Here is a 25,998-nt window from a genome sequence, read left to right as displayed (position 1 = left end):
GGAGCCCGTTACTTGTCGCGATCGATATTGAACGGCGACCAGGCCTGGCGGGTGGGCATCACTTCCAGGCGGTTGATGTTGATGTGATCCGGCAGGGTGGCAACGTAGAAGATCTGCTCGGCGATGTCCTCGGCGGTCAGCGGCGTGGTGCCGCGGTACAGCCGGTCGCTGGCGGCCTGATCGCCCTTGGTGCGCACCAGGGTGAATTCGGTTTCGGCCATTCCCGGCGCGATGTCGGTGACGCGCACGCCGGTGCCGAGCAGGTCGCAGCGCAGGTTGTAGCCGAACTGCTCGACGAAGGCCTTGGTCGCACCGTAGACGTGGCCGCCCGGATACGGCCAGTGGCCGGCCACCGAGCCGATGTTGACGATGCTGGCGCCCTTGCCGGTGGCGATCAGCGTCGGCAGCAGCGCGTGGGTGACGTTGACCAGGCCGGTGATGTTGGTGTCGATCATGGTGTGCCAGTCGGCGAGATCAACCTGTTGCGCCGGCTGCGGTGCCAGTGCCAGGCCGGCGTTGTTGACCAGGCAATCGATCTGGCGGAATTCGGCCGGCAGCTGCGCCACCACCTCCTGCACCGCGCCGGCCTGGCGCACGTCGAGCGTGGCGATATGCACCGGCACCTTCGCCGACAGCTCGCCCTTCAGTTCTTCCAGACGCTCGCTGCGCCGCCCGGTGAGCACCAGCGCCCAGCCCGCCTCGGCGAAGCGGCGGGCGGTGGCACGGCCGAAGCCGGAGGTGGCGCCGGTGATGAATACGATCTTCTGTTTCATGCTTTTCCTCTTTCTCTGAAATGCCAGCTGTCGTGTAGGCGACGCGGCACAGGGGCGCAGTGACGGCGTCCAGCTTAGGGGGCGTTGCTGCGCCAGGCAAAGCACGGCGTGCGCTGATCGCCCGAAATGCGGCCATGCCGCCGTCGCGCAGCCGCCTTATACTCGCGCCCATCTGCCCGAAATCAGGAGCCCAATGATGCGAGGCCGCTTGATCTACCTGATCGGGCCATCCGGTGCCGGCAAGGACAGCCTGCTGGACGCCGCCCGCGAGTTGCTGGCTGGCCGTGGTGTGCGCATCGCGCGACGGGTCATCACCCGCTCGGCCGAAGCCGTCGGCGAGGCGGCGCATTCGGTGTCGCCGCAGGCATTCGAGCGTCTCGAGGCGCAGGGCGCCTTTGCCCTCAGCTGGCGGGCCAACGGTCTGGCGTATGGCATTCCGGCAGAGATCGATGAGTGGCTGGCGTCCGGCGAGCAGGTGCTGGTCAATGGTTCGCGCGGCTACCTGGCAACGGCACGGGAGCGTTATCCAGACCTGCTGGCGGTGCTGCTCAGCGTCGAGCAGGACGTATTGCGCCAGCGCCTGCATGCACGCGGGCGGGAGACGGCGGAACAGATCGAGTCACGGCTGGCGCGCAACGCGCTGTTCGCCGGCGAACTGGACGACTACATCCGCCTGGACAACTCGACGCCGCTGACTGAAAGCGTCGAACGCCTGCTGGCGTTGATCGATGAGCATGTGCCGAGGGACTGAGCGTGGCGCCCCGGTGGGCCTCACAGCACTACCCGGCGTCAACCAGAGCCACCCCTGAATGCGCTGCCTCACCGCCCCGGCTGCGGACGAAAACCCGGTACGCCGCTCGGGCGGTCGACACGGGCGGCCGGCATGCTGCAGTTGAGGTCGCGAAAGGGCTGGTCGTCGAGCCGTTGCCAGCCTTCGCCGGGCGACGTCTGGCGGCAGATGACAGTACCGTCGACGATGCTCTGCCAACGGTAATAGGGTGCCGGCGCAGCGCTGGCGGCGACGGACAGGAGCAGGCAGAAGGCGGTCAGGAAAGTGCGCATGGCGGTGTTCGACGGAACGATGGCGCCACTGTAATTCATCCGCCGTGCATGGCAAGCGCCGTCCGGCGCGCTCAGTACCAGACCCTGGCCGCCTCGCGCATGAAGATCTCCACGGTCTTCGGCCCGACGCCTTCGAACTCCGCCAGCCGCCGCTCCAGCTCCTTGCGGTTCTCGCTGAGCTCATGGATGCGCCCGAGCTTGCCGCCATACTCGTGGTTGAGCTTCTCGCAGAGCTTGAGCAGTCGCTCGGCGGTGGATTCGTCGTAGCGTACATAGCGCCCCTCGCCGAGCATGTTCACCAGCTGCTGCCAGCTGCAGTTGCCCAGTTTTCGCGGCGTATCGCGCTTGTGCTTGTCGACGATGACGCGATACGCCTCGGCGGCGATGTCCTGCTGGATGCGCTTGCCGAACAGAAAGCTGGCGACGAACCACTTGAACAGCGCGGGCTCGCCGTCGGCCATGTCGATGCCCAGATCTTTGGCGCTGATTTCCGCGCTCATCAGGCGCCCTCCCCTCGAACGATTGTCTGCATTCGAAGCCGTGCTTTCGGGCAAGTTTCCCCCTTGCCTGAGTCCTGATGAGCGGTTTCTTGCCTATACCGTTCATCCGATAGGCGGATTCTTGCCTAACGCTTCCCTTCAGGGAGGCAACAGCCCCTGTAGCAGGGGGCTCGCACAGGCTGGCACGCCTTCTGCTACTGGCAATGTGCTCGATGCGATTCCAACGACAAGAAGAGCTGCCAGCGATACCCACCTCCCGGGCCCGGCCCCGGTGTCATCGCCCCTCTGCTTGTACGTCTGGCGCGTTCCCCGAACGCGGCATCGTCTATCGTCAACATGCTGCGCCAATCAATAAAAACGAAACGGAGATCCATCCATGAGACTGACCAAACGCTTGGGCCTGCTCGCTGCCGCTGCGGCCTTCACCGCCAGCACCGCGGCCGTCGCTGCACCGACCTTCATCAACATCCTCACCGGCGGCACCAGCGGCGTGTACTACCCGATCGGCGTGGCCCTGTCGCAGCAGTACAACAAGATCGACGGCGCCAAGACTTCGGTACAGGCCACCAAGGCCTCGGTAGAAAACCTCAACCTGCTGCAGGCCGGTCGCGGCGAGCTGGCCTTCTCCCTGGGTGACTCGGTGGAAGATGCCTGGAACGGTGTCGAGGATGCCGGCTTCAAGGCCCCGCTCAAGCGCCTGCGCGCCATTGCCGGCACCTACAACAACTACATCCAGATCGTCGCCAGCGCCGAATCCGGCATCAAGACCCTGGAAGACCTGAAGGGCAAGCGCATCTCCGTCGGCGCGCCGAAGTCCGGCACCGAGCTGAACGCCCGCGCGATCTTCAAGGCCGCCGGCCTGGACTACAAGGACATGGGCCGCGTCGAGTTCCTGCCCTACGCCGAGTCGGTCGAGCTGATCAAGAACCGCCAGCTCGACGCCACCCTGCAGTCCTCGGGCCTGGGCATGGCCGCCATCCGCGACCTGGCCAGCACCATGCCGGTGACCTTCGTCGAGATTCCGGCCGCCGTGGTCGAGAAGATCGAGAGCGATGCCTACCTGGCGGGCGTGATCCGGCCGGCACCTATGACGGTCAGGACGCCGACGTTCCCACCGTGGCCATCACCAACATTCTGGTGACCCACGAAAAGGTCTCCGATGAAGTGGCTTACCAGATGACCAAGCTGATGTTCGACAACCTGGCCGCCCTGGGTAACGCCCACTCCGCTGCCAAGGACATCAAGCTGGAAAACGCCACCAAGAACCTGCCGATCCCGCTGCACCCGGGCGCCGAGCGCTTCTACAAGGAAGCCGGGGTTCTCAAGTAACCCAGCGCTGAACGACGGGCTGAGCAGGCCCAGCGCCTGCTCCAGCCCGCTCCTTGTAGCAGCAGGCTTGCCCGCGTCGCCTCGTTGGCAAGCCTGCTTCTACAGGCATCCCCTTGCAGTGAGAGAGTGATACCCATGAGCGAAAGCCAAGGGCTGCATGCCAGCCCCAGCGAATGGCCGAGGGCGCTGTTCTACGTCGCCCTGCTGTTCTCCATCTATCAGATCGTCACCGCCGCCTTCCATCCGGTGTCCAGCCAGGTGCTGCGCGCCGGTCACGTCGGTTTCCTGCTGCTGCTGGTGTTTCTCTGCTACCCGGCGCGCGGCACCGGCAAGCCGTTCCAGCCAGTGGCCTGGGTGCTCGGCCTGGCCGGTTTCGCCACCTTCTTCTACCAGTGGTATTTCGAGGCGGACCTGATCCAGCGCTCCGGCGACATGACCACCACCGACATGGTGGTCGGCCTGACGCTGATCGTGCTGGTGTTCGAGGCCGCACGCCGCGTCATGGGCATTGCGCTGCCGATCATCTGCGGGCTGTTCCTCGCCTACGGCCTGTTCGGCGAGTACCTGCCCGGTGATCTCGCGCACCGCGGCTATTACCTGGATCAGATCGTCAACCAGCTGTCGTTCGGCACCGAAGGCCTGTACGGCACCCGACCTACGTTTCGGCGACCTACATCTTCCTGTTCATCCTGTTCGGCTCGTTCCTCGAGCAGGCGGGCATGATCAAGCTGTTCACCGACTTCGCCATGGGCCTGTTCGGCCACAAGCTGGGCGGCCCGGCCAAGGTGTCGGTGGTGTCTTCGGCATTGATGGGCACCATCACCGGTTCCGGCGTGGCCAACGTGGTCACCACCGGCCAGTTCACCATCCCGCTGATGAAGCGCTTCGGCTATCGCCCGGCCTTCGCCGGCGGCGTCGAGGCCACGTCCTCGATGGGCAGCCAGATCATGCCGCCGGTGATGGGTGCGGTGGCCTTCATCATGGCCGAGACCATCAACGTGCCCTTCGTCGAGATCGCCAAGGCCGCGCTGATTCCGGCGCTGCTGTACTTCGGCTCGGTGTTCTGGATGGTCCATCTGGAAGCCAAGCGCGCCGGTCTCAAGGGCCTGCCGAAAGACGAGTGCCCGAGTGCCTGGGCCGCGGTGAAGGAGCGCTGGTACCTGCTGATCCCGCTGCTGGTACTGGTCTGGCTGCTGTTCTCCGGGCGCACCCCGATGTTCGCCGGCACCATTGGCCTGTCGCTGACAGCCATCGTCATCCTCGGCTCGGCGATCATCCTCAAGGTCTCGTCGTTCGGCCTGCGCATTGCCTTCTGGATCGCCCTCGGCCTGCTCTGCGCCGGGTTCTTCCAGCTCGGCATCGGGGTGATCTTCGGCGTCATCGCCGCGCTGGTGGTGGTGTGCTGGTTCATCAAGGGCGGTCGCGACACCCTGGTCATCTGCCTGCACGCGCTGGTGGAAGGCGCGCGCCATGCGGTGCCGGTGGGGATCGCCTGCGCCCTGGTCGGCGTGATCATCGGCGTGGTCTCGCTGACCGGCGTGGCCTCGACCTTCGCCGGCTACATCCTGGCCGTCGGCGAGAACAACCTGTTCCTTTCGCTGCTGCTGACCATGCTGACCTGCCTGGTGCTGGGCATGGGCATCCCGACGATCCCGAACTACATCATCACCAGCTCGATTGCCGCGCCCGCGCTGCTGGACCTGGGTGTGCCGCTGATCGTCTCGCACATGTTCGTCTTCTACTTCGGCATCATGGCCGACCTCACCCCGCCGGTGGCGCTGGCCTGCTTCGCCGCCGCGCCGATCGCCAAGGAGAGGGGCCTGAAGATCAGCATGTGGGCCATCCGCATCGCCATCGCCGGTTTCATCGTGCCGTTCATGGCGGTGTACAACCCGGCGCTGATGATGCAGGGCGGCGACTGGGGCGCCACGCTGTACATGCTGTTCAAGGCGGCCTTCGCCGTCGGCCTGTGGGTGCCGTGTTCACCGGTTACCTGCAACGGCCCATGGCGCTGTGGGAGAAGGTCCTCGCCTTCGCCGCAGCCGCCTCGATGGTGCTGGCGATGCCGATCAGCGATGAAATCGGCTTCGGCCTGGGCGCGCTGTTCCTTATCCAGCACTTCTGGCGCGCCCGTCGCGCCGAGCCGGCGGCGGCGTGATCGGTCTGTGCCTGGGGCTGGCAGGCGTGGTGTGGGCCGAAGTGCCCACCCCCGCCTTCACCCTGGCGTGGAACCACACCATCGAGAAGATCCGCTGGGAAGAGGATTACCGCGTGACGCCGGACGGGCTGCTGCTCGGCGAAGCGCGGGTCAAGGGTTCTGGTGCCGGATGGAAATCCCGGATGACGCCGGACTGCGCGACGGGGCCTGGCACTACCAGCGCCAGATGCCTGCGTTGCCACTCCTGCGCCTGGGGCGAACCCCCGAGGCAGGGGATTACCAACTGTGTTTTGACCAGCGTTGCCACGCCATGAGCGAATGGCTCGGCCCGCCACAAGCGGACCAGCCGGCGCTGGAAGTCTGGGGCTGTACCGTGCAAACGGCGAGTGTCGGGAACGATTGACCGGCTCGCCGGTGATCGTTGAGGAGGGGTGTTCGCGCAGGCGGCACCCCTTTTTCTTTTGGTTTTTCACCATTTCATCAGCGACATGCTGCGTTGAATGAAATTTTTTGCTTCATGATCATTGGCGAGTCGCCTGAAGGCCTGGTTTCGCCCTGATGGGCGAGTCACTTTTTCCAAACGCCGAAAAAGTAACCAAAAACGCTTTGCCCCTGCATCCGGCCCTGCGCTTCGCTCCGGGTGCGTTCACTACGCCGCCGCTCCGAGGGTCGCCGTACAAGGGCCATCCATGGCCCTTTACGGGGGGACGCCCAGTTCTCTCGCCGCATCCCTGCGGCTCGCCCCTCTGCGCGACGGCTCCGTTCACCCTCCTGAAGGGGCGTTTGGAGTCGTCTGGTAGGCTGTGCAAGATGAACAGATGGACCGATTTACCCGGCGTTCAGATGTTCACTTGGCTCCAAAGCTCCACGTTCATATGCGTGCGCGGGCTCACCCTCGTACTTGCATCAAGGGCGCGAACATCTCTACGGCATGCTCAGGCAGAAGCGTGACCACCGTCGTCCGCTTTACTTGGTTTCCTGTGCACACGCTATCAGGCGATGCCATTCGCCCCTTTCAGGAGGCCGAGTGGAATCGTTGCGGAGGGAGCGAGCGGCATGGATGCCGCGAGAGGCGTAAAGGGCCATGGATGGCCCTTGTACGCCGGCCCCCGGAGCAACGATGGAACGAGGGAAGTCGAGCGCAGCGAGACCCGGATGGAGGGGCAAGACCTTTTGGTTTCTTTTGGGGCGACTGCCAAAGAAACTCGCCCAGCAGGGCGAAACTAAACCCTCAAGCAGCTCGCTAATCGGCAAGGGCTAAAAACGTTCATTCACCACATTCCTGAGCCCATAAAAAAGACGCACACCCCTTTCGGTGGTGTGCGCCAAAGCGTCCCGCTCGCACGCTATTACTTGGTCTGCATGATCAGATCGCGGCGCATCAGCGTCTTGATCTTCACCAGATGGTCGTCTTCCTGGGTCTTGGCCTTCGTGAAGCTATCGGCAATGTTCGGATGTCCCGCCGCCTGCGCCAGCTCGATCAACAGCTCCCAGGCCGCGTTGTCGGTCAGCTCCACGGTCAGAAGCGCATTCAGGCACTGGTCGACGTTAGTCCGCGGGTCGGTCAGCACGTTGACGATTCCCAGGGACATGGCCCCGACGACATCGGCGCAAGGGGTCTGCGCGGTCGGGTCGGCGCCGAGGGTTTCGATCGCCTGGTGCACCAGCATCATGTGCTCGTGCTCCTCGTTGCGGATGTGCATGAGCGTATCGACCAGGGCGGTGTCCGGCGTGTCGAGCGCCTTGACCTTGGCGATCATCGCTTCGTAAAGACGCACCCCGTTGCGCTCGTAGGCCAGGCGCTCGCCCAGCTTGTCGAGAAACACCTCGGGGCTCTTGCCGCGCATCATGTCGAAGCCGGTCTTGAGCATGCCCTTGGCCGAACCCGGCACCGGCACGGAGCCGATGCGGTCGGCCTCGGCGGCGCGTTCGGTGCGCTCGACCAGCATGCCGCGCTCATCACCCGGCACGTCCGGATGAATCTCGTTGACCGCGTCGAGCAGGCGCTTGGTGTCCTTCGGGGACATCTGCACGCCGGTGAAGTTGGAACCCACTTTCGCTGCTGTAGCCATGATCGTCTCCTCAGGAAGCCTTGCGCATCAGTTCGCCACCCGGCGCCCACTGGTAGCCCGCCGAGACGATGTCCGAGGCGAGCCCTTCCGAGGCGAGGTGGTTGCGGTAATCCAGCGAGGACTGCGGCTCCTTGGCCTTGTCCACGTAGGCGGGGCCGGCGGTACGCAGGTTGACCTCGGCGGCCAGCACCTGGCGCACGAAATCGCGCTGGCTCTTGAACTCGACCATCTTCGGCAGCGGGCCGGCGAGCACCTCGGCCGGGTCGCGGCCTTCGAGCTTCTTGAACCATTCGCAGGCGACATTCAAGTGGCCCAGCTCATAGTCGAGGAAGCGCTCCCACATGGCCTTGATGCGCGGGTTGGTCTCCTGCTCGGCGCAGCTCGCGTACATGTAGACCTCCATCGCCTCGTGCACCAGCCACTTCTCCATATGGCTTTCGCTGGGGTCGGAGAGCGAGCCGTACTGGGTCACGTGCTGCTCTTCCACCGAGGCGATCTCGGCATACAGCTGGCGCGCCAGCGGGTCGGCGAACAGCGGGCCGATGTTCATGTAGTAGTCGTGGGTCTGGTATTCCGCGCCGGTGATCAGCGCTGCGTGGATCTTGGTGATGAGCGCGGCGGAGTTCTTCTCGTAGTTGTCACGGATGTCGTTTTCCGGATGACGATGGTGCTCCGATGTTTTCCGCCCGGGCACGATGTCGGTATAGCCCTGCAGGATGTTGTTGGCATCCTTGCCCTCGAGGCGATCGAGCATCGCCGAGTAGCGGTACAGGTGATCGAAGTCTTCCAGCAGGCCGAAGCGATAGGTCTGCGCCTGGTAGGGGTCGGGCTCGTTCTGCGCCACGGCGGCGGTCACCTCGATGGCTACCTGCTCGTAGGCCACCGTGGTTTCCAGCGGCGAGTGGTCGGCGCCGATCAGCCAGTTGACCATGGTTGCCTGGTGCTGCTCGACGCGGCGGATCTCGGCCAGCGGCAGGCGCAGCTCCTTGTTGAAGCGCGCAATGCCGTGCTTGAGGCGCAGGGCGTCGGTCTCGACGCCGTTCATGAGGATGATGCGCACACGGGTAAACGCATCGTCATCGAGTTTGCTGATCGGCTTGCCGGCCATTTCCTTCCATGTGAACTTCTGCTTCTCCAGTGGCGTGCCTTTGTTATCGAGAATTCCGGAAATGGTCTCCATGGAGCCTCCGTTGTTATGCGTGGGAATCAGGCATAGGTGGATCGCCGCGTGAAAATTGCGCGACCTATAGAGGGGACCGGACGGGCTGAAAAATGATTCGCGCCGTTCAGCGGGTCACCAGATCGCAGCCGATGAACGGTAAATTGCAGATTTTCGAAACACAGGGCATCAGGCGACGTAACCCGCGCGGTTGCCGGGCGCGCCGTTTCGCTTGTTCAGTCGGCCAGTTGCGTTAGCGCCTGTTCCCGCTCGTCGGCAGGGCGTTTGGCCAGTGCCGCGACCGCCTCGTGGAAACGTTCCCAGTCGCGCCCATTCGCGTCGAACAGCGCGGCGAAGGCCGGCACCCAGCGGTCGTACAGGCCGAACGGCACCAGGGTGGCATTGTTCAGCGGCTGGGCGAACCAGCGGTCGAAACGCGCGTCGCCACCCCACGAACCATCACGTAGGGTGCGATAGCGCTGGCGCAGCGCAGCGAACTCGGCCTGTTTGAGGCCCTCCAGTTCCGCCGCCGGCCGCCCCGAGCCATACAGCGAGGCAAGACGCTCGCGGGTGTCGAGCAGCAGTTGCACCAGCTGCCGATAACGCTCGCGACCCTGCTCGTCCGGTTCGGCGAGGCCTCGACTGGCGCGCCACTGCCGCAGCCCTTCGCGCTCGACGAAGGTGGCATAGGACTCGTTGAACGCTGTATCGCCGGGCAGGTACAGCTGCTGGTGCGCCAGTTCGTGGAACACCAGCGCGGCCAGCTGCTCGTCGTTGCGCCGCAGCATCGAACTGAGCAGCGGGTCGGCGAACCAGCCGAGGGTGGAATAGGCCTCGACGCCGGCGACGTGGGTGTCCAGCCCGGCCATGCGCAGGCGCGCCGCCTCGCCGCGGGCGGCGCCCTGGCGGAAGTAGCCGCGGTAGGCGACGCAGCCGGCGATCGGGAAGCAATGTTCCACCGGCTTGACCGAGTAGGCCTCGGTGGCGAACAGGTTCCACACCACATAGGGCCGCTGGATATCGGCGTAGACGCGATAGCTGCGGTTGTCCGGCAGGCCCAGCGCGGTGCTGGCGAAGCGCCGCGCCTCGAGCACCCCAGCCAGGCGCTGGCGCAGCGACGGATCGCGCGACTCGTCGGCCAGCAGCGTCTCGATCGCTTCCCGCTGGCGCAGCAGCTCGACCTGGCCGACCGCCAGCTGGGTGTAATAGGCGCAGCCATTCAGACAGACGGCAAGCAGCAGGGGAACCCAGCGCAGGGTGCGGCTGTCGATCAAGGCGGCGTTGGGCTTGGTCATCGGATGAACCGGTCGGTGGTCGGGGCTGGCGCCGGCGCGCTTGGCGCACCCTACAAAGGCCCTGCCGTGCAATGCAACCGCGGCAGCATGCGCCTCCACTTCGATTTCTCACCGGGCCGGATGGTTGCGGCCGGAGCTTCTCACATGCGCGGTTTCGTTCTTGTCCCGTTGATCGCCCTCCTCGCTGGCTGCTCGTCCTGGATGCCCAAGCCCGACCCGCAACAGGCCTGGGTCGACCTCGACCCGAACGGCCAAACCACGCTGCAGGCCGTGGCCGTGGACGGCAGGACACTGGACGACGACCGCTTCTTCCAGGTCCCGCCCGGCAGCCGCCGCCTGGAGATGCGCTACCGCTTCGACGTCGACGGCGCCAACATCGGCCCCGGCAGCAGCTCGCTGGCCCGCGACTGCAAGCTGACCTTGGAATACGACCAGTTCACCGCCGGCGCGCGCTATCGCCTGGTGGCCGGCGGCTACGGCTTCCGCCCCTGGGCCAAGCTCTATGACCAGCACCAGTACGTGCTGGCCCGTGCCGAGGAAAAGGGCTGCGGCGACCTCGCCGGCCGCTGAGCCGCGTTGAAATGCGCCGCCATCTGGCGCACGCTCGGCAGTAGAGGTGAGGCGCCGAGAGCCCCTCGCCCAGCCGCCGAGGAAATCCAGCCATGCGCCAGCCACTTTCCCTCGCTCTGTTCAGCCTGCTTCTGGCGGGCTGTGCCGGGCCCCTGCCGCAACACGACCCGAACATGGCCTGGGTCGACCTGCGCGCGCAGACCATCGATGTATTCATGTCCGATCGCCTGGATGGCAAGCGCACCCACGACGGCCGCTACTTCCAGGTTCCGCCGGGCAGCCATGAACTCGAAGCCAACTATGAATTCGAAGTCAGTGGCGGCGGGCCGAACCTGTTCGCCGAAACCCAGACCATGCGCTGCACCATGGTGGTGCGCTACGACCAGTTCGAAGCGGGCAAGCGCTACCTGTTCCAGGCCCGCTCGCTGGGCTTCACGCCGCAGGGCTGGCTGCTCGACGAGGAGCGCAACGTGCTGGTCGAAGCCAAGGCCGAGCACTGCCGCTAGAGCCGGCACGCCAGCGCCAACCGACCGAACCTGAACGCGCGCGTCCAGGTCCGCCATCCGCATGAGGTTACCGATGTCCCGCATTGCCCAGACCCGCTTTTCCGCCCTCGACCTGGCACCGATCCGTGACGACGGCACGCCGGCCCAGGCGCTGCACAACGCCCTGGCGCTGGCGCGGCACGTGGAAGGGCTCGGCTTCCAGCGTTTCTGGGTCGCCGAACACCACAACATGGACGGCATCGCCAGCGCCGCCACCGCCGTGCTGATCGGTTATCTGGCGGCCAACACCACGCGCATCCGCCTCGGTGCCGGCGGGGTAATGCTGCCCAACCATGCGCCGCTGGTGATCGCCGAACAGTTCGGCACGCTGGAGGCGCTGTATCCCGGCCGCATCGACCTGGGCCTTGGCCGTGCACCGGGCGCCGACCAGTTCACCGCCCACGCCCTGCGCCGCGACCGTATGGGCAGTGCCGACGACTTTCCGCAGGACGTCGAGGAACTGGAGCTGCTGCTCGGCCCGCGGCAGCCCAATCAGCGCGTGATCGCCATGCCCGGGTGGACAGCAACGTGCCGATCTGGCTGCTCGGTTCGAGCCTGTTCAGCGCCCAGCTGGCCGCCGCCAAGGGTCTGCCCTATGCCTTCGCCTCGCACTTCGCGCCGCGCTACATGCATCAGGCGATCAGGCTCTACCGCGACAACTTCCAGCCTTCGGCCGTGCTCGACAAACCCTACGTGATGCTCGGCGTGCCGCTGATCGCCGCCGACAGCGACGAGCAGGCCGAACACCTGGCCACCAGCGTCTACCAGCGCATCCTCTCGCTGATCCGCGGTCAGTCCCTGGTGCTGCGCCCACCGGTGGAGAGCATGCATGGCCTGTGGCTGCCCCACGAGCAGCAGGCCGTGGGCGATTTTCTCGGCCTCGCGCTGATCGGCGGCCCGGAAAAGGTGCGCGCGCGCCTCGACGTGTTGCTGGAGCAGACCCAGGCCGACGAGCTGATCTTCACCTGCGACCTCTACGAGACCGCCGACCGCCACCGCGCCTTCGAGATCGTCGCCGGCCTGCGCACGTAACCGCCCGCGACCTGACCGACGGCGGCCTGCCTCGGTGCCGGCGGCGAACCCTGCCGCCGGCCTCCGTTCCAATGGCTACACAGCCTCCGGGCACTGCACGCCCCGCCATCGGAATCCCCCATGAGCTTTCTCGAATGGATGGCCGTTCTCGGCATCCTGTTGCTGATCCTCGCGCTGGCATCGGCCTATCTGCGCTGGCTGCCGGTCACCACCTCGCTGATCTACCTGGGCTTCGGCCTACTGATCGGCCAGCTCGGCGTCGGCCTGTGGGAAATGGAATTCCTGCACATCGCCAGCTGGATGGAGCACCTCACCGAAATCGCCGTGCTGGTGTCGCTGTTCGTCAGCGGCCTGAAGCTGCGCATGCCGCTGCGCCACCCGGCCTGGAAGAGCGCCTACGTGCTGGCCGGGCCGGTGATGCTGGCCTGCATCGCCGGGGTAGCCGCGTTCTGCCATTACCTCTTCGGCCTGCCCTGGGGCATCGCCGTGCTGATCGGCGCCATCCTCGCGCCCACCGACCCGGTGCTCGCCAGCCTGGTGCAGGTCAACAACTCGCGTGACAGCGACCACGTGCGCTACGGGCTGTCCGGCGAGGCCGGCTTCAACGACGGCACCGCCTTTCCCTTCGTCGTCTTCGGCCTGCTGCTGATCGAACAGGGCAGCCTGTCGTCCGGCTGGGTCGGCGACTGGGCCTTGCACCGGTTGCTGTGGGCGGTGCCGGCGGGCCTGGGCTTCGGTTACCTGCTCGGGCGGCTGATCGGCAAGCTGGCGATCTACCTGCGCGCGCGGCACGCCGACACCTCCATGTCACCCAACGACTCCCTGGCCCTGGCGCTGATCGCGCTGGCCTACGTCGGCGCCGAGCTGATCGGTGCCTGGGGCTTTCTCGCGGTGTTCGCCGCCGGCCTCGGCCTGCGCCATGCGGAAAAGGACGCCGCCCACGAATCGGACACGCCCTCCGAAGAGCTGATCGCCCACGCCGTGCCGCACCTGGTCGAAGGCGGACTGTCGCCACGGGAACTGCCGCTGGAGGGTCAGAAGATCGCCGAGCCCAAGGTCGCCGCCGGGGTGATGATGGGCGACATCCTGACCTTCGGCGGGCAGATGGAACGCAGCCTGGAAGTGCTGCTGGTGACCATGCTCGGCGTGCTGGTCTCGGTGCACTGGGACTGGCGGGCGATACCCCTGGCGCTGGCGCTGTTCCTGCTGATCCGCCCGCTCGCCGTCTGGCTGCTGATGCCACGGCGCTACCTGGATCGTGGCCAGTGCCTGACGGTCGGCTGGTTCGGCATCCGCGGCATCGGCAGCCTCTACTACCTGAGCTACGCGGTCACCCACGGGCTGCTGCCGGACGAGACGGAAGTGATCATTTCCCTGGTGATCTCGGTGGTGGCGCTGAGCATCCTGATCCACGGCCTCAGCACCCAGCCGCTGCTGCGGCGCTACGAACGCAGCCGTGGCCAGGCGCCTACCCGCCACGGTTGAGACGGCATCCCGCGCGGCCGACTGGCCAGCCGCGGGTCGCCTGCAGGCAGGTCAGCTGTTGGCGAGGCGGAAGCCGACCTTCATGGTGACCTGGAAATGCCCGACCTTGCCGTTCTCGACATGGCCGCGGATTTCGCCGACCTCGAACCACTCGACGTTCTGCAGCGATTTGGAGGCCTCGGCGATACCGTTCTGAATCGCCTCGTCGACGCTGTTACGCGAGGAACCGACGATTTCAACCTTCTTGTAGGTGTGATGATCCGACATGAATGTCCCCTTCTGGTCTGAGGAGCCTCCGGCTCGATTGATGACGCTTCCTGTCTGACTGAGGCCCGCGAAGCAGCGCGGAAGTTCAGCGAAACGGCCAGATCGGACCGGTAAACCGAGGGCTCGCCCGCGCCTTCACGACGAACGAATCATCCGCCGTCGATGACCAATATCGACCGGCTCGATTTCGACCATGCCGGCAGAGCGCGTAGCATGCCCGGCACATCCCCGTTTCCCGTTCGAGGAGATCGCCATGCCTGATACCCCTTACGTACCGCCGAAGGTCTGGACCCACGACGCCCCGTCGGGCGGCAAGTTCGCCAGCATCAACGCACCGACCGCCGGTGCGCGCGAGGAGAAGGCGCTGCCGGTGGGCCAGCACCCGCTGCAGCTCTATTCGCTGGCCACGCCCAACGGGGTGAAGGTGAACATCATGCTCGAGGAGCTGCTCGCCCTCGGTCACCGCGGTGCCGAATACGACGCCTGGCTGATCAACATCGGCGAAGGCGACCAGTTCGGCAGCGGCTTCGTCGAGATCAACCCGAACTCGAAGATCCCCGCGCTGGTGGATCGCAGCATCGACGGCGAGCCGTTGCGGGTGTTCGAATCCGGCTCGATCCTGGTCTACCTCGCCGAGAAGTTCGGCGCCTTTCTGCCGACTGAGGTCCGTGCACGCACCGAGACGCTGAACTGGCTGTTCTGGCAGATGGGTTCGGCGCCCTTCCTCGGCGGCGGCTTCGGCCACTTCTACGCCTACGCACCGGAAAAATACGAATACCCGATCAACCGCTACGCCATGGAGGTCAAGCGTCAGCTCGACGTGCTCGACCGTCAGCTGGCGGAGCATCGCTACGTGGCCGGTAACGACTACAGCATCGCCGACATGGCCATCTGGCCCTGGTACGGCGGGCTGGTGCTGGGCGAGCTGTACGGCGCCGGCGAGTTCCTCTCGGTGCACGAGTACCAGCATGTGCAGCGCTGGGCTCGCGAGATTGCCGAGCGCCCGGCGGTCATCCGCGGACGCAAGGTCAACCGCACCTGGGGCGATGAATCCGAACAGGCGCCCGAGCGTCACAGCGCCGCCGACCTCGACTGATCACTTCCCTGCGGGTGGCGCGGCGTCGCCCACCCGCATCGGTGTGCAGGTCAGCAACGGCCTGCCTGTTCCACATGCGCCGGACGTGCGCACGTCCTTCTCCCCCAGCGCCGACCGCTGATACCCACCGCTGAACTCTACCGGTACGCCTCGACCCAACCTCTATGAGCGCCGCGTTGGCCGATGCCCCGCCGTGCTCGCAAACCCGGTTGTTCGACACAACGTGAGGTGAACCATGAAACACACACTGGTAGCAGCGTTCGCCACGCTGACCGATGCCAATCGCACCCGCGGCGACCTGATGGCGCGGGGCATTCCCCGCGAGCAGATCCATGCGGTGGGCGCCGAAAGCGCCGATATCCATGCCTACGACGCACCCTACAGCACCAGCCCGGACGTCCCGGTGGACCGCCACGAACACGAATCGAAGGTCGCGCACTTCTTCAAATCGCTGTTCGGCCACGAGCCACATGAACAGCACCGGCATTACGCGACCGCCTATCCCGACGCGGTACGCCGCGGCGCCCTGGTGATCGCGGTGGATGTGGTCGACGAGGATCAGCTGGCCAGGGCGCGCGACGCGCTGGAGTACAACGGCGCCATCGATATCGACGAGCACGGCGGCAGCGGCACGGCAGACGGCTATCCCGGCCCCAGCAGCCCCTACGCCGGCGCTACCGGCGGCGACAGCCACCTGGACAAGCACTTCACCCGACCCACAAGCGGAACGACGGGCGCCACCACCGGCGCCGGCCTGCACTCGGCCAGCGAACGCTTCGGTGACAACGCCGGCACCGGCGCTGCGGCTGAAGTCGGTGCCCACGCCTCTACCCCCAGCGCCTACCACGACAGCAACACCGCCGACACCGGGCGCTACGACATCGGCAGCGCGGCCAAGCGCGCCGGCACCGACTACCCGGAAACCACCGCCACCAGCCACCCGACCGGTGCCGGCATCACCGGCCACGGCAGCAACAGCGATGCGCCGGAGATCGCGCCCGGCGTCGGCACGCGCGAAGCCGGGCTGTGCCGTGACCGGATCTGCGTGATCCAGCGACCGAGCTGAAGCGGTCGTCGCCAGGCGTGAGCGAGGAACGGCGTGGGTGGGCTGCAGCCCACCCTGTCGTCGCCGCTGCCACCCTGCGGCGATTGGCATCAGCCAGCGTGAGTGAAGCGCAGCTCGGGGCTGGCGTAATCTGCACCTCGAGCGGCCCGTCGGCCGCGTGTTTGCCGAGGGCCGCGCCATGCTTGCGCCGAGAACCACCGTCTGCCTGCTGCTCTGTCTATCCTTCGTCCCGACTGCCTGGGCCGCCCGGCTTGCCATGGAGCAGACCGAAGGCGATTCGCAGCGTGCGTTCGTATTGCACGAGGGCGGCAACATGCACACCGACCAGGCCGCACTGCGCGAGCGCCGCGCCAGAGCGTACGAGATCGAACAGCAGGAAGCCTTCGACGAACTGATGTTCGCCAAGTACGCCATCATCCGGAAATACCTGGCCAAGCTGCCCGCCCACGAGCAGCAAGCCATGCAGGCCGAACTGGCCAAGCAGCACGCCCTCTTTGCCTATCGCTACCCGGATGCGAACACGCGTCTGCTAGGCAGCAACCCGCACAAGCCCGGCCGCCGCGCCGACTGAGGCCCGGCAAAAGCCCAGGGGTGGGAAACGGCAACGCCGTTTCCACCTTTCGCACGCCTCAACGTTCGCCCGGCCGTCTCCCAATGCGCGCCGCAGCCCGGCTCGACCAACCGTCAACGCCAGGCACTCCTCGACTGCACCCAGCGCGGCATTGACCAGCGGCCTGGGCTGATACGGCTTGCGCAGACCCAGCCCGACCCTGGCGGCGACCAGCGCCGCCGTCGCACCGAGCAACGCGGGCAGCAGCACGGGCTCGCGGCGCACACCCGCCAGCGCCGCCGCACTCGCACCGCCGGAAAGCGCGCGGAACATCATCGACGGCACGATGGTGCGGTCCGGCGCGAAGGGCATCTTGTCGCCGATCATCTCGCTGGCCGCGAGCACTGGCAGGAAGGTCTGCGCCGTATCCGATGTGAGCAACTGCGCGGCCTCCCCCGCCCCGGCAAGATCATCGCGCTCGCTCAACGCCCGGCTGACCAGCGTTGGCGCCAGCATGCTGCGCATGCCCGTCACCGCCCCGATCGCCAGCGCGGCCCATATCAGATTGCTCGAAGTCGACATCATCAGATCTCCCGGTGGTTGTTAATACCGACCGGCCTTTGGCAGCAGGCGTTCGGCGCCATCTGCCGGGCATCGACGGGCGACACCAGGGCGCGACAGACATGGCACTTCGCTACGAAGCCGCACGTCGGCGCTCGTCATAACGCAAACCGGCCGTCATCAACCTGCCACCTGAGCTTCCTAGTTTCGGTCCCTGCCCATCCCACCGCACCCGAGGAAAACAACAATGCGTATGCGCGTATTGGATTGGTTGTTCGCCGCAGGCCTGATCGGCCTTGCCGCCCCAACGCTGGCCCAGACCCAGAATCAGCCCGAGCACGGTTCCACCGAGCAGGACTACCGCGAGGAGCGCCAGGAAGGACTGCAGGCCCGGCAGCAGGCCAGCGAGCGACGCCGCTGGCGCGCACCGGACTGGCGCCCCGAGCCGGTGGTGTCGGTGAACATCCTCGGCATCAACGACTTCCATGGTCAGCTGTCGCCGCGCACCGTTGCCGGGAGGCCGGCAGGCGGCGCGGCGGTGCTGGCGTCCTACCTCAGATCGGCCAGCCGCGAGTACACCCTCATCGTTCACGACGGCGACCAGGTCGGCGCCTCGCCACCCAACTCCGCCCTGCTGCGCGACGAGCCTGCGATCAGCCTGCTCAACCTGCTGGCCAATCCGTTCTGCCGTCCATTCAGCTGGCAGATGAAGCTGCCCGCAGCGCCCAGCACCTCGCCCAGCAGCGCTGCAACGTGGTCGGCACCCTTGGCAACCACGAGTTCGACTATGGCAAGAATGAGCTGCTGCGCCAGCTCACTGGTGGCAACCATGCCGATGGTCCCTACCTCGAAGATAACTGGCAGGGCGCGCGCTACCCCACGGTGTCGAGCAACGTCATCAATCAGTCGAGCGGCCGATCGCTGTTGCCACCGCACACCATCTACAACGCCGGCGGCGTACGCATCGGCGTGATCGGCGCCGCGCTGAAGGAAACCCCCTCCATCGTCTCGCCCAGCGGCGTGGCCGGCCTGCGCTTCATCGACGAAGCGGCCGCCATCAACCGTTCGGTGGCACAACTGCGCCGCCAGGGCGTGCGCGCCATCATCGTCGCGCTGCACCAGGGCGGCCAGCAGACCAGCTACAACGGCCCGACCAACGCCCAGGCGGACACCGTGGTCGGCCCGGTGGTCGATATCGTCAAGCGCCTGGATGACGAGGTGGATGTGGTCATCTCCGGCCATGCCCACGGCTTCACCAACGCGCTGCTACCCAACGCCAACGGCAAGCCGATCCTGGTGACGCAGGCCTTCTCGGCGGGCACCGCCTATGCCGACATCGAGCTTCTGGTCAGCCGCCGCAGCCGCGACGTCGTCGAGAAATCCGCTGCGATCCTCACCACCTGGGCCGACCAGGGCGCAGGCCTCACGCCGGACCCGCAAGTCGCCGCGCTGGTGGCCCAGGCCGATGCCCGCGTCGAGCCGCTGGTGGCGCGGGTGGTCGGCCTCGCGCAAGGGGCCATCACCCGCACCGAGACGCCCGCCGGTGAATCCGCACTGGGCAACCTGATTGCCGACGCCCAGCGCGTGGCCACCGGTGCGCAGATCAGCTTCATGAACCCGGGCGGCATCCGCGCGGACCTCGACGGCGGCGAGGTCACCTGGGCGAACTGTTCGCCATCCAGCCGTTCGCCAACGACCTGGTCTCGATGGACCTCACCGGCGCGCAGATCAAGACCCTGCTCGAACAGCAGTGGGTCGGCCAGAGCTACCCGCGCCTGCTCAAGCCTTCCGGCATCCTGTACAGCTGGGCCGCGAACCGCCCCGAGGGCAACCGCGTGATCGAAATGCGCGACGCCAGCGGCGCCCCCATCAACCCGGCGGCAACCTATCGCGTCACGGTGAACTCCTTCCTGGCCGGCGGCGGCGACAACTTCACCATCCTCAACGAAGGCCATAACCGCGTCGTCGGCCCGGTGGATCTGGATGCGCTGGTGGGCTACATCGAAGCCCTGCCGCAACCGTTCAGCGCCAGCGTCGAGGGCGTATCCAGCGGGTGGATTGAAGCCGGAACAAACGAGGCCGACACCCCGTAGGGCCGGGCGTCAGCCCACCCGCCATCCCCCGCGTAGCTGCAACGAGCTACAGCGCCATCGCCGCGTGACCCGCCACAGGTCGCGCGGCGCCATCACCATTGCCAGAGTCCGTAGCCGACCACACCCAGGCCGAAGCCCATCTGCGCCAGCAGCAGTGCGCGGATGGCGAAGGTGTAACTGATCACCCGGCTCTGCCCCAGCGCATCGGCGGCGAACAGCCGGTAACTCTCGGGATAGTTGGCCTCCATCTCCTTGAGTGCGACGATGGTCAGCTCCAGCAGTTGCCGGCTGCGCGCGTCCACCAGCCAGAACACCTGCGCCAGCAAGACGGTGAAGGCGCCCAGTAGAATCAGCAGCCCCGGCGAGAAGCCCTGCTGCAGGGCCGCCAGTACACCGCCATCGGCAAAGATCGCCAGCACCACGAAGAAGTTGAAGCCCCGCAGGCGCTGCTCGGCATTGAGCTTGAAATGCGCCCAGACAAACTCTCGACCATCCACGCGATTGCCCTCTGCTTAAGCCAGGCGGCGGCACACCACGACCATCACCCCGGTCGCGACCGTTGGCGGGCTGAAGCCCGCCGCTGCATATCGACCTCAGAGCGGATCGACCAGGTCCTGCCATTCCTCGTGGCGCTCAATGTACCTGGCGATGAACTCGCACTGCGGCACCACGCGCTTGCCGCGCCGCCGTGCATCGTCCAGCGCGCCCTTGGCCAGCACGCTACCCAGCCCCTGCCCGGACAGGCTGGGGTCGACCTCGGTATGGGTGAAGACCATCCGCTCGCCCTGCTCGCTGTACGCAGCAAAGCCGAGTGGCTGGCCCTCCACCAGCAGTTCATAGCGCTGCTGCGCAGCATCGTGGCGGACGCTGGCTTGTTTATCGGTCATGGAAGATTCCCTCTCGGTTCTTTGGCTGTGGCTAGAGGTACGAGTGGACGCAGTGTGGGAGGGTTCAGATGAATCGACGACGAAACGCCCTGCGCCGAGTCGCCCAAGGTGGGCCGCAAGTAGGCTCGGGCCGGGTATGAAACTCAATCACCACGGGTTTGAAGCTCGGCATGGCCGCCCGACAAGGCGATCGCCTGGTTATTGCTGAATGGCCGGAGATCCAGCGCATCCCCATGCTCTTTCAGCACCTGCTCGACAGCCTCGGCAAACGGCTCGTTTCGGTAATGCGGCAGCGGGTAGAAATCGACCAACCCCAAGGCCGCAAAGGACTCGAGATCAGGCGCGGCAGAAACATCGTCCAGCGCCGTTATGTATTCGATGCTGGGGGCGAGTATCGCGGAGCCGGCGGATTCGCCGATGTAGCACTTCCCGGCTCTGACGTGTTCGGCGATCAGCAGGTCCGCGCCTGTGCGCTTCAGCTCCTGCAGCAGAAAGAAGGTGTTGCCGCCGGACACATAGATGTAATCGCCGCGTTCCAGTTTGCTGACGATTTCGTCCTGAGTTGCGGTTGAAACCTCGAGTTCATCGATCGCTGCACTCGCCCTTGGTGAACCTGACAAACAAGTCCACGACTTCAGCAAAGGAGGATGTCAGGAAAATGTTCATATGCACCTCTGCGCTCGACTGGATTCAGGCTCGCCCACCCCGCCCCTGGTTATTGAGAACACGGCGGGACAGCTCAGCGCTGCCGCGCCGCGCCGCGCCTTCCAACAGGCCGACAAGCAGAGTGGACGAAAAACCCCTGGCTTGCCCGTTTCCTATCAATCCACCCCGACAAAACCGCCGGTCTGGTGCTGCCACAGCCGCGCATAGAGGCCACCGCGGGCGATCAGCTCGGCGTGGGTGCCGGTCTCGATCACCTGCCCCTGGTCGATCACCACCAGCCGATCCATGCGCGCGATGGTCGACAGCCGGTGGGCGATGGCGATCACCGTCTTGCCTTCCATCAGGGTATCCAGGCTCTCCTGAATCGCCGCCTCGACCTCCGAATCCAGCGCCGAGGTGGCTTCGTCGAGCACCAGGATCGGCGCGTCCTTGAGCAGCACCCGGGCGATGGCGATGCGCTGCCGTTGCCCGCCGGAGAGCTTCACGCCGCGCTCGCCCACCATCGCCTCGAAGCCCTTGCCGCCCTGGCTGTCGTCCAGAGTCTTGATGAACGCGTCCGCGCGGGCCTTGCGCGCCGCGGCCCAGAGTTCTTCCTCGCTGGCATCGGGCTTGCCGTAGCGCAGGTTGTCGCGGATGGAACGGTGCAGCAGCGCCGTGTCCTGGGTGACCACGCCGATATTGGCGCGCAGGCTTTCCTGGCTGACCTCGGCGACGTTCTGCCCGTCGATCAGGATGCGCCCGCTCTCCAGGTCATAGAGGCGCAGCAGCAGGTTGACCAGCGTCGACTTGCCCGCACCCGACGGCCCGACCAGGCCGATCTTCTCGCCCGGGCGAATGTCGATGGTCAGCCCGCTAATTACCCCGCCCTGCTTGCCGTAGTGGAAATGCACATCCTCGAAGCGCACGCCGCCCTGCTCCACCTGCAGCGGCCTGGCGTCCTCGGGGTCGAGCACGTCGCGCGGCCGGACAATGCTCTTCATGCCGTCCTGCACGGTGCCGACGTTCTCGAAGATGCCGTTGACCACCCACATGATCCACTCGGCCATGTTGTTGATGCGGATCACCAGGCCCAGCGCCAGGGCGATGGCGCCTGTGGTGATCAGCGCCTCGCTCCACAGCCACAGCGCCAGCGCGCCGGTGCCGACGATCAACAGGCCGTTCATGCAGGTGATGAGGAAATCCAGGCTGGTGATCACCCGCGACTGCAGGCGGAATTTGCCGAGCAACTCCTGCATCGCCTCGCGGGCGTAGCTCTCCTCCTCGCGCGAGTGGGCGAACAGCTTGAGCGTGGCGACGTTGCTGTAGCCGTCCACCACCCGCCCCATCACCTTCGAACGCGCCGCGGACGCCGCCGCCGAACGCGCGCGGATACGCGGCACGAAGTACCAGAGCGCGGCGCTGTAGCCGACGATCCACAGCAGCAAGGGCACGATCAGGCGCAGGTCGGCGGCGGCGAACAGATACAGCGCGCTGCCGGCATAGACCACCACATGCCACAGTGCATCGATCACCTGCATGGCCGAATCGCGCAGCGACGGGCCGGTCTGCATCACCCGCTGGGCGATGCGCCCGGCGAAGTCGTTCTGGAAGAAGTTCAGGCTCTGCTTGAGCACGTAGCGATGGTTCTGCCAGCGGATCAGATTGGTCAGCCCCGGGTTGATCGCCTGATGCGTCAGCAGGTTGTGCAGGCCGAATACCAGCGGCCGGATGACCAGCGCCACCGCTGCCATCCACAGCAACGCGTTGCGGTGCTCGGCAAAGAAGGTCCGCGCGTCATCGGTCGCCTGGGCCATATCGATCAACTGGCCGAGAAAGCTGAACAGCGCCACCTCGATCAGCGCCGCGAAAAAGCCCACCACCAGCACGGCCGTCATCAACGGCCAGACCTGCCTCAGGTAATGGGCATAGAAGTGCAGCATCCCGGCCGGCGGCGCAACGTCCGGGCTGGGTTTGAAGACGTCGATCAGGTTTTCGAAACGGCGGAACAACATGGGCACGGTCTGCTCTGGCGAGTGGGGCGGGCGGTTGGCGTGTAGCGGTCGACAGCCGAAGCCGGCCGATGGAACAGCGCCCCGGAGGCGCAGGTGCTGTGTGCGAAGGCAAACCCACATGCTCTGGCACGCGGGTTACAGAATGAGGTTAGCAAGATAAGAGGCGCACGGCGTTCTTAACAACCTCACCAACGCGCTGACTGCAAGGCAGCCATCCGCAGTGCCGCGGGTGAACGTTCGAAACACAGCGCCCCAATAAAACCCAGCGGCGCGACACACCGGCGTGTTTTGATTGGTAGCGTATTGCCCTGTTGATAATCTCTGCCGCCGTCGCCAGCGAGGCGACCGACCCCTTTCGATGACCTGCCGTTCATTGTTCCTGCGGCAAGCGCAGGCACTACCGAAAACCTCGAACTGGAATCGACGATGACCGAGGACGCAGTAAAAAACCCAGATACCACAGGGCTGATCCTCTCCGGCGGCGGCGCACGAGGGGCCTATCAGGTTGGTGTGCTGTCGGCCATCGCCGATCTGCTGCCCGACTCGTCGGGCAATCCGTTTCCGGTGATCGTCGGCACCTCGGCGGGCGCGATCAATGCCGTCAGCCTGGCCTGCGGCGCCCTGCATTTTCGCGAGGCGGTGCGGCGGTTGAGCAGCGTTTGGCGCAGTTTTCATACCGATCAGGTCTACCGCAGCGACTGGCCCGGCGTGTTGCGCCAGGCCAGCCGCTTCCTCGGCCACAGCGTGCTCGGTATCGGCAAGCAGGTGCCCGTGGCGCTGCTCGACAGTTCGCCACTGGCCGGGCTGCTCGAGCGTGAACTGGATTTTTCCGGCATCGCCGCGGCCCTCCGCCAGCGGCAACTGCGCGCGATAGCGGTGACGGCATTTGGCTACGAGTCGGCCGAGGCGGTGACGTTCTATCAGGGGCATGCGGCCATCGATCCATGGCTGCGCCATCGTCGGGTAGGTGTGCCGACCCGCCTGGGGATACCCCATTTGCTGGCCAGCACCGCTATTCCGCTGATCTTCGAGCCGGTAAAGATCAACCGCGAGTACTTTGGCGATGGCGCGGTACGCCAGACCGCACCCATCAGCCCTGCCCTGCACCTGGGCGCCACACGTGTGCTGGTGGTCGGGGTCAGTGGCAATCCGGTGGATGATCAGAGCGAGACCGCTCCAACACCGCGGCCAACCGGCGCCAGCCCCAGCCTGGCGCAAATCTCCGGACACATGCTCAACAGCACCTTCATCGACAACGTCGAGAGTGATATCGAACTGCTGGAGCGCCTCAACCTGCTGGGGCAACTGGTGCCGGCCGAAAAACGCAAGCGCGCCTACGGCCTGACGCCCGTCGAGGTGCTGGTGATTTCCCCAGCCAGCCGCTGGACAGGATCGCCGCCCGCCATCGAAAAGAGCTACCCGCCGCCATGCGCCTGTTCCTGCGCGGCCCTGACGGCACGCGCGAAGGCGGCGGCGGGCTGCTGAGCTACCTGTTGTTCGAACCCGGCTACTGCAGTGACCTGATCGAACTGGGTTACCAGGACGCCATGGCCAAGCAAGCCGAGCTCAGGGCTTTTCTCAGGCTCGAAAAGCCAGCGCAGCGCAGCCAGCTGCTCTCGCCAAGCGCGCACAGCGCTTCTGCGGTGAGCGGTGACCGATGAGCGCGTAGGGTGGAAAACGGCGAAGCCTTTTCCACGCGTCACGTCCAGGCCACCTCGGCTCAAGGGCATGCACCATCGCCTGGATTACGCGTGACACGAGCTTCGGCGCCCTGCGCGGCTACACCGAGACATTCGGACGGCAGAGCAGCCATTACCCCTTCGGAACCGATTCCGGCCGCAGATAGGGCAGCATATGCGCCACGTAGTCCGCCTTGCCCAGCTCGATCCCTTCCTTACGCAGGATCGAATACGCGGTCATCACGTGAAAATAGAACTGCGCCAGCGTCCAGTCACGGGCGTACTGCTGCGCAGTCAGGTCGAAGATCATCCCATTCGCCAGCTCATGGGCGATTGGCTTGTCCGCCTCCATATCCAGCGCATCGGCGGCGAGGCCGTCGAGCAACGCCACCGTTTCATCGATGCGGGCATAGGCATCGGCCAGCGTGCCCGGCCGCTCGCCAGCGTGCCGCCCCTCTTCCAACAGTTCGTTGATCACCGCCGGAAAGGCCTCGCCTCTCAGCCGGCAAACGGCCTCCCGCGCCTGCACACAGGCAAAGCGCACCTGAGTCGACAACGGAAACATATCCGGCGCCAGCCGCGCAGATAACAACGCCTGCGCCTCGGCTTCCGGTAGCTGGGCCTGCGCCTTCTTTAGCCAGCCTGAGAGCGTTTTGAGCATTTGGGTGTAGGTTGGGATGAGGAGGGTTGTTAGTTGCATGGGTGCTTCCTGTTGGCATGAGGGCTATGACGAAGAACGTTTCAAGGGATATGGAGCTAGCCGCCTGAAAAATCTATCCCCTTTTTTTGAATTGATCGCATTGTCAGCCATGTGTCGGTGTTATTTTTTTACTGCTTCGCGCAGCATGGATATATAGTGTAATAACTATATTTGCTAATATCACACCATAAAAACCTTTTATGTTGTAAGCCTCGGTGATCGCGGCAGCCCAAACCCCAGCAAGAGATCCAACCATGATTATTGTGTAAAGAAAGCTTGAATTAACTATCGAGGGATAGCTTTTCGCGGCATCTGCAAATTCTTCATTTTCAATTCTTGTTATTAATGAACAGCAGCGTTTTACTGCAAAATTCATATAAACGCCCGTAATTAAAAAGAAAAATGCTGAAATCGAAACAAAGTGCTCCCTCGAGTTAATGGTTATATCGATAATTGGTATTT

The 25,998-nt window shown here is 65.3% G+C and carries 20 protein-coding genes and 7 pseudogenes; 13 read left to right on the top strand and 14 right to left on the bottom strand.

What is annotated here, in order from left to right; translation table 11 throughout:
- Positions 1–8: 8 nt before the first annotated feature.
- Entirely contained in the window at positions 9–773 is a 765-nt protein-coding gene (locus tag P5703_RS22965; protein WP_013984463.1) for an SDR family oxidoreductase, read from the bottom strand.
- Positions 774–969: 196 nt separating this feature from the next.
- Here P5703_RS22965 and phnN point away from each other — a divergent pair, with 196 nt between their 5' ends.
- Complete coding sequence (gene phnN / locus P5703_RS22960) at positions 970–1,524, top strand: phosphonate metabolism protein/1,5-bisphosphokinase (PRPP-forming) PhnN (RefSeq protein ID WP_045159619.1); 555 nt, start codon at positions 970–972, stop codon at positions 1,522–1,524.
- Positions 1,525–1,592: 68 nt separating this feature from the next.
- Here phnN and P5703_RS22955 read toward each other — a convergent pair whose 3' ends face one another.
- Both P5703_RS22955 and P5703_RS22950 read right to left on the bottom strand, forming a co-directional pair.
- Positions 1,593–1,835 carry a hypothetical protein gene (locus tag P5703_RS22955; protein WP_026006479.1) on the bottom strand — a complete coding sequence of 81 codons (243 nt, stop codon included), beginning with the start codon at positions 1,833–1,835 and terminating at the stop codon, positions 1,593–1,595.
- Positions 1,836–1,906: 71 nt separating this feature from the next.
- Positions 1,907–2,335, bottom strand: coding sequence for a DNA methylase (locus P5703_RS22950; protein ID WP_048330284.1), 429 nt, complete (start codon positions 2,333–2,335; stop codon positions 1,907–1,909).
- Between the two features lie 376 nt (positions 2,336–2,711).
- On the opposite strand from P5703_RS22950, the pseudogene P5703_RS22945 reads away from it, so the two are divergent.
- The 3 pseudogenes from P5703_RS22945 (at position 2,712) to P5703_RS22930 (ending at position 6,225) form a co-directional block, all read left to right on the top strand.
- Positions 2,712–3,664: pseudogene (locus P5703_RS22945) on the top strand (TAXI family TRAP transporter solute-binding subunit).
- Between the two features lie 135 nt (positions 3,665–3,799).
- A pseudogene (locus P5703_RS22940) lies at positions 3,800–5,822 on the top strand (TRAP transporter permease).
- Positions 5,819–6,225, top strand: a pseudogene (locus P5703_RS22930) (DUF1850 domain-containing protein). Before P5703_RS22940 ends, P5703_RS22930 begins: the two co-directional pseudogenes overlap by 4 nt.
- 946 nt (positions 6,226–7,171) lie before the next feature.
- Here the strand turns inward: P5703_RS22930 and P5703_RS22925 are convergent.
- The 3 genes from P5703_RS22925 to P5703_RS22915 form a co-directional block, all read right to left on the bottom strand.
- On the bottom strand, positions 7,172–7,894 hold the full coding sequence (locus P5703_RS22925; protein ID WP_019405993.1) for a ferritin-like domain-containing protein: 723 nt from the start codon (positions 7,892–7,894) through the stop codon (positions 7,172–7,174).
- A gap of 10 nt (positions 7,895–7,904) precedes the next feature.
- Entirely contained in the window at positions 7,905–9,074 is a 1,170-nt protein-coding gene (locus P5703_RS22920; protein WP_084903888.1) for a hypothetical protein, read from the bottom strand.
- 215 nt (positions 9,075–9,289) lie between these two features.
- Positions 9,290–10,348 carry an aminopeptidase gene (locus tag P5703_RS22915; RefSeq protein WP_111482089.1) on the bottom strand — a complete coding sequence of 353 codons (1,059 nt, stop codon included), beginning with the start codon at positions 10,346–10,348 and terminating at the stop codon, positions 9,290–9,292.
- 144 nt (positions 10,349–10,492) lie between these two features.
- Between P5703_RS22915 and P5703_RS22910 the strand changes: the two genes are divergently transcribed.
- From P5703_RS22910 to P5703_RS22895, 4 genes and pseudogenes are all read left to right on the top strand, one after another.
- The gene (locus tag P5703_RS22910; RefSeq protein ID WP_013984473.1) at positions 10,493–10,918 is read left to right on the top strand and encodes a PA0061/PA0062 family lipoprotein; all 426 of its coding nucleotides are present in this window, start codon (positions 10,493–10,495) and stop codon (positions 10,916–10,918) included.
- A gap of 92 nt (positions 10,919–11,010) precedes the next feature.
- Positions 11,011–11,424: a PA0061/PA0062 family lipoprotein gene (locus tag P5703_RS22905; RefSeq protein ID WP_045159487.1), complete on the top strand. Its 414-nt coding sequence runs from the start codon at positions 11,011–11,013 to the stop codon at positions 11,422–11,424.
- 73 nt (positions 11,425–11,497) lie between these two features.
- A pseudogene (locus P5703_RS22900) lies at positions 11,498–12,495 on the top strand (LLM class flavin-dependent oxidoreductase).
- A gap of 120 nt (positions 12,496–12,615) precedes the next feature.
- Positions 12,616–13,980, top strand: a complete 1,365-nt coding sequence (locus P5703_RS22895; RefSeq protein WP_017244211.1) for a cation:proton antiporter — start codon at positions 12,616–12,618, stop codon at positions 13,978–13,980.
- A 51-nt stretch (positions 13,981–14,031) separates the two neighbouring features.
- On the opposite strand, the gene P5703_RS22890 is transcribed toward P5703_RS22895, so the two are convergent.
- The gene (locus P5703_RS22890) at positions 14,032–14,247 is read right to left on the bottom strand and encodes a dodecin (RefSeq protein ID WP_011915136.1); all 216 of its coding nucleotides are present in this window, start codon (positions 14,245–14,247) and stop codon (positions 14,032–14,034) included.
- 253 nt (positions 14,248–14,500) lie between these two features.
- On the opposite strand from P5703_RS22890, the gene yghU reads away from it, so the two are divergent.
- From yghU to P5703_RS22875, 3 genes are all read left to right on the top strand, one after another.
- The gene (gene yghU / locus P5703_RS22885; RefSeq protein ID WP_045633672.1) at positions 14,501–15,343 is read left to right on the top strand and encodes a glutathione-dependent disulfide-bond oxidoreductase; all 843 of its coding nucleotides are present in this window, start codon (positions 14,501–14,503) and stop codon (positions 15,341–15,343) included.
- Positions 15,344–15,578: 235 nt separating this feature from the next.
- Complete coding sequence (locus tag P5703_RS22880; RefSeq protein WP_041755851.1) at positions 15,579–16,409, top strand: hypothetical protein; 831 nt, start codon at positions 15,579–15,581, stop codon at positions 16,407–16,409.
- Positions 16,410–16,587: 178 nt separating this feature from the next.
- Positions 16,588–16,980 (top strand): hypothetical protein, encoded by a 393-nt coding sequence (locus P5703_RS22875; protein WP_011915139.1) that lies wholly within the window; start codon positions 16,588–16,590, stop codon positions 16,978–16,980.
- A 69-nt stretch (positions 16,981–17,049) separates the two neighbouring features.
- On the opposite strand, the pseudogene P5703_RS22870 reads toward P5703_RS22875, so the two are convergent.
- A pseudogene (locus tag P5703_RS22870) lies at positions 17,050–17,541 on the bottom strand (DUF4126 domain-containing protein); the annotation flags it as partial.
- A 226-nt stretch (positions 17,542–17,767) separates the two neighbouring features.
- On the opposite strand from P5703_RS22870, the pseudogene P5703_RS23990 reads away from it, so the two are divergent.
- A pseudogene (locus P5703_RS23990) lies at positions 17,768–19,582 on the top strand (bifunctional metallophosphatase/5'-nucleotidase).
- Between the two features lie 123 nt (positions 19,583–19,705).
- Here P5703_RS23990 and P5703_RS22855 read toward each other — a convergent pair.
- The 4 genes from P5703_RS22855 to P5703_RS22840 all read right to left on the bottom strand — a co-directional run bounded on the left by P5703_RS22855 (position 19,706) and on the right by P5703_RS22840 (position 23,157).
- Entirely contained in the window at positions 19,706–20,110 is a 405-nt protein-coding gene (locus tag P5703_RS22855) for a hypothetical protein (protein WP_279645593.1), read from the bottom strand.
- Between the two features lie 96 nt (positions 20,111–20,206).
- A complete protein-coding gene (locus tag P5703_RS22850; protein ID WP_013984482.1) occupies positions 20,207–20,500 on the bottom strand; it encodes a GNAT family N-acetyltransferase in 294 nt (97 codons plus the stop codon).
- A 143-nt stretch (positions 20,501–20,643) separates the two neighbouring features.
- Entirely contained in the window at positions 20,644–21,141 is a 498-nt protein-coding gene (locus P5703_RS22845; RefSeq protein WP_279645592.1) for a Type 1 glutamine amidotransferase-like domain-containing protein, read from the bottom strand.
- A gap of 180 nt (positions 21,142–21,321) precedes the next feature.
- Complete coding sequence (locus tag P5703_RS22840) at positions 21,322–23,157, bottom strand: ABC transporter ATP-binding protein (protein ID WP_111482084.1); 1,836 nt, start codon at positions 23,155–23,157, stop codon at positions 21,322–21,324.
- Between the two features lie 426 nt (positions 23,158–23,583).
- Here P5703_RS22840 and P5703_RS22835 point away from each other — a divergent pair.
- A pseudogene (locus tag P5703_RS22835) lies at positions 23,584–24,818 on the top strand (patatin-like phospholipase family protein).
- 151 nt (positions 24,819–24,969) lie between these two features.
- On the opposite strand, the gene P5703_RS22830 reads toward P5703_RS22835, so the two are convergent.
- Positions 24,970–25,536, bottom strand: coding sequence for a DUF1993 domain-containing protein (locus tag P5703_RS22830; RefSeq protein ID WP_125882349.1), 567 nt, complete (start codon positions 25,534–25,536; stop codon positions 24,970–24,972).
- Between the two features lie 103 nt (positions 25,537–25,639).
- Positions 25,640–25,998, bottom strand: a 359-nt coding sequence (locus P5703_RS22825; protein ID WP_285590386.1) for a hypothetical protein, incomplete at its 5' end; no start/stop codon positions are given.

The organism is Stutzerimonas sp. FeSN7, assembly GCF_030263795.1.
GTDB lineage: Bacteria > Pseudomonadota > Gammaproteobacteria > Pseudomonadales > Pseudomonadaceae > Stutzerimonas > Stutzerimonas stutzeri.
Note: the sequence above shows the minus strand (reverse complement) of the source record. Positions and strands in the feature narration are given on the sequence as shown.

Bases quoted from the DNA above. Each gene is read 5' to 3' on its own strand.
- P5703_RS22890 (WP_011915136.1), bottom strand. From the start codon at position 14,247: ATGTCGGATCATCACACCTACAAGAAGGTTGAAATCGTCGGTTCCTCG.
- yghU (WP_045633672.1), top strand. From the start codon at position 14,501: ATGCCTGATACCCCTTACGTACCGCCGAAGGTCTGGACCCACGACGCC.
- P5703_RS22965 (WP_013984463.1), bottom strand. From the start codon at position 773: ATGAAACAGAAGATCGTATTCATCACCGGCGCCACCTCCGGCTTCGGC.
- P5703_RS22850 (WP_013984482.1), bottom strand. From the start codon at position 20,500: ATGACCGATAAACAAGCCAGCGTCCGCCACGATGCTGCGCAGCAGCGC.
- P5703_RS22895 (WP_017244211.1), top strand. From the start codon at position 12,616: ATGAGCTTTCTCGAATGGATGGCCGTTCTCGGCATCCTGTTGCTGATC.
- P5703_RS22955 (WP_026006479.1), bottom strand. From the start codon at position 1,835: ATGCGCACTTTCCTGACCGCCTTCTGCCTGCTCCTGTCCGTCGCCGCC.
- phnN (WP_045159619.1), top strand. From the start codon at position 970: ATGCGAGGCCGCTTGATCTACCTGATCGGGCCATCCGGTGCCGGCAAG.
- P5703_RS22950 (WP_048330284.1), bottom strand. From the start codon at position 2,335: ATGAGCGCGGAAATCAGCGCCAAAGATCTGGGCATCGACATGGCCGAC.
- P5703_RS22875 (WP_011915139.1), top strand. From the start codon at position 16,588: ATGCTTGCGCCGAGAACCACCGTCTGCCTGCTGCTCTGTCTATCCTTC.
- P5703_RS22905 (WP_045159487.1), top strand. From the start codon at position 11,011: ATGCGCCAGCCACTTTCCCTCGCTCTGTTCAGCCTGCTTCTGGCGGGC.
- P5703_RS22840 (WP_111482084.1), bottom strand. From the start codon at position 23,157: ATGTTGTTCCGCCGTTTCGAAAACCTGATCGACGTCTTCAAACCCAGC.
- P5703_RS22920 (WP_084903888.1), bottom strand. From the start codon at position 9,074: ATGGAGACCATTTCCGGAATTCTCGATAACAAAGGCACGCCACTGGAG.
- P5703_RS22830 (WP_125882349.1), bottom strand. From the start codon at position 25,536: ATGCAACTAACAACCCTCCTCATCCCAACCTACACCCAAATGCTCAAA.
- P5703_RS22915 (WP_111482089.1), bottom strand. From the start codon at position 10,348: ATGACCAAGCCCAACGCCGCCTTGATCGACAGCCGCACCCTGCGCTGG.
- P5703_RS22910 (WP_013984473.1), top strand. From the start codon at position 10,493: ATGCGCGGTTTCGTTCTTGTCCCGTTGATCGCCCTCCTCGCTGGCTGC.
- P5703_RS22880 (WP_041755851.1), top strand. From the start codon at position 15,579: ATGAAACACACACTGGTAGCAGCGTTCGCCACGCTGACCGATGCCAAT.
- P5703_RS22925 (WP_019405993.1), bottom strand. From the start codon at position 7,894: ATGGCTACAGCAGCGAAAGTGGGTTCCAACTTCACCGGCGTGCAGATG.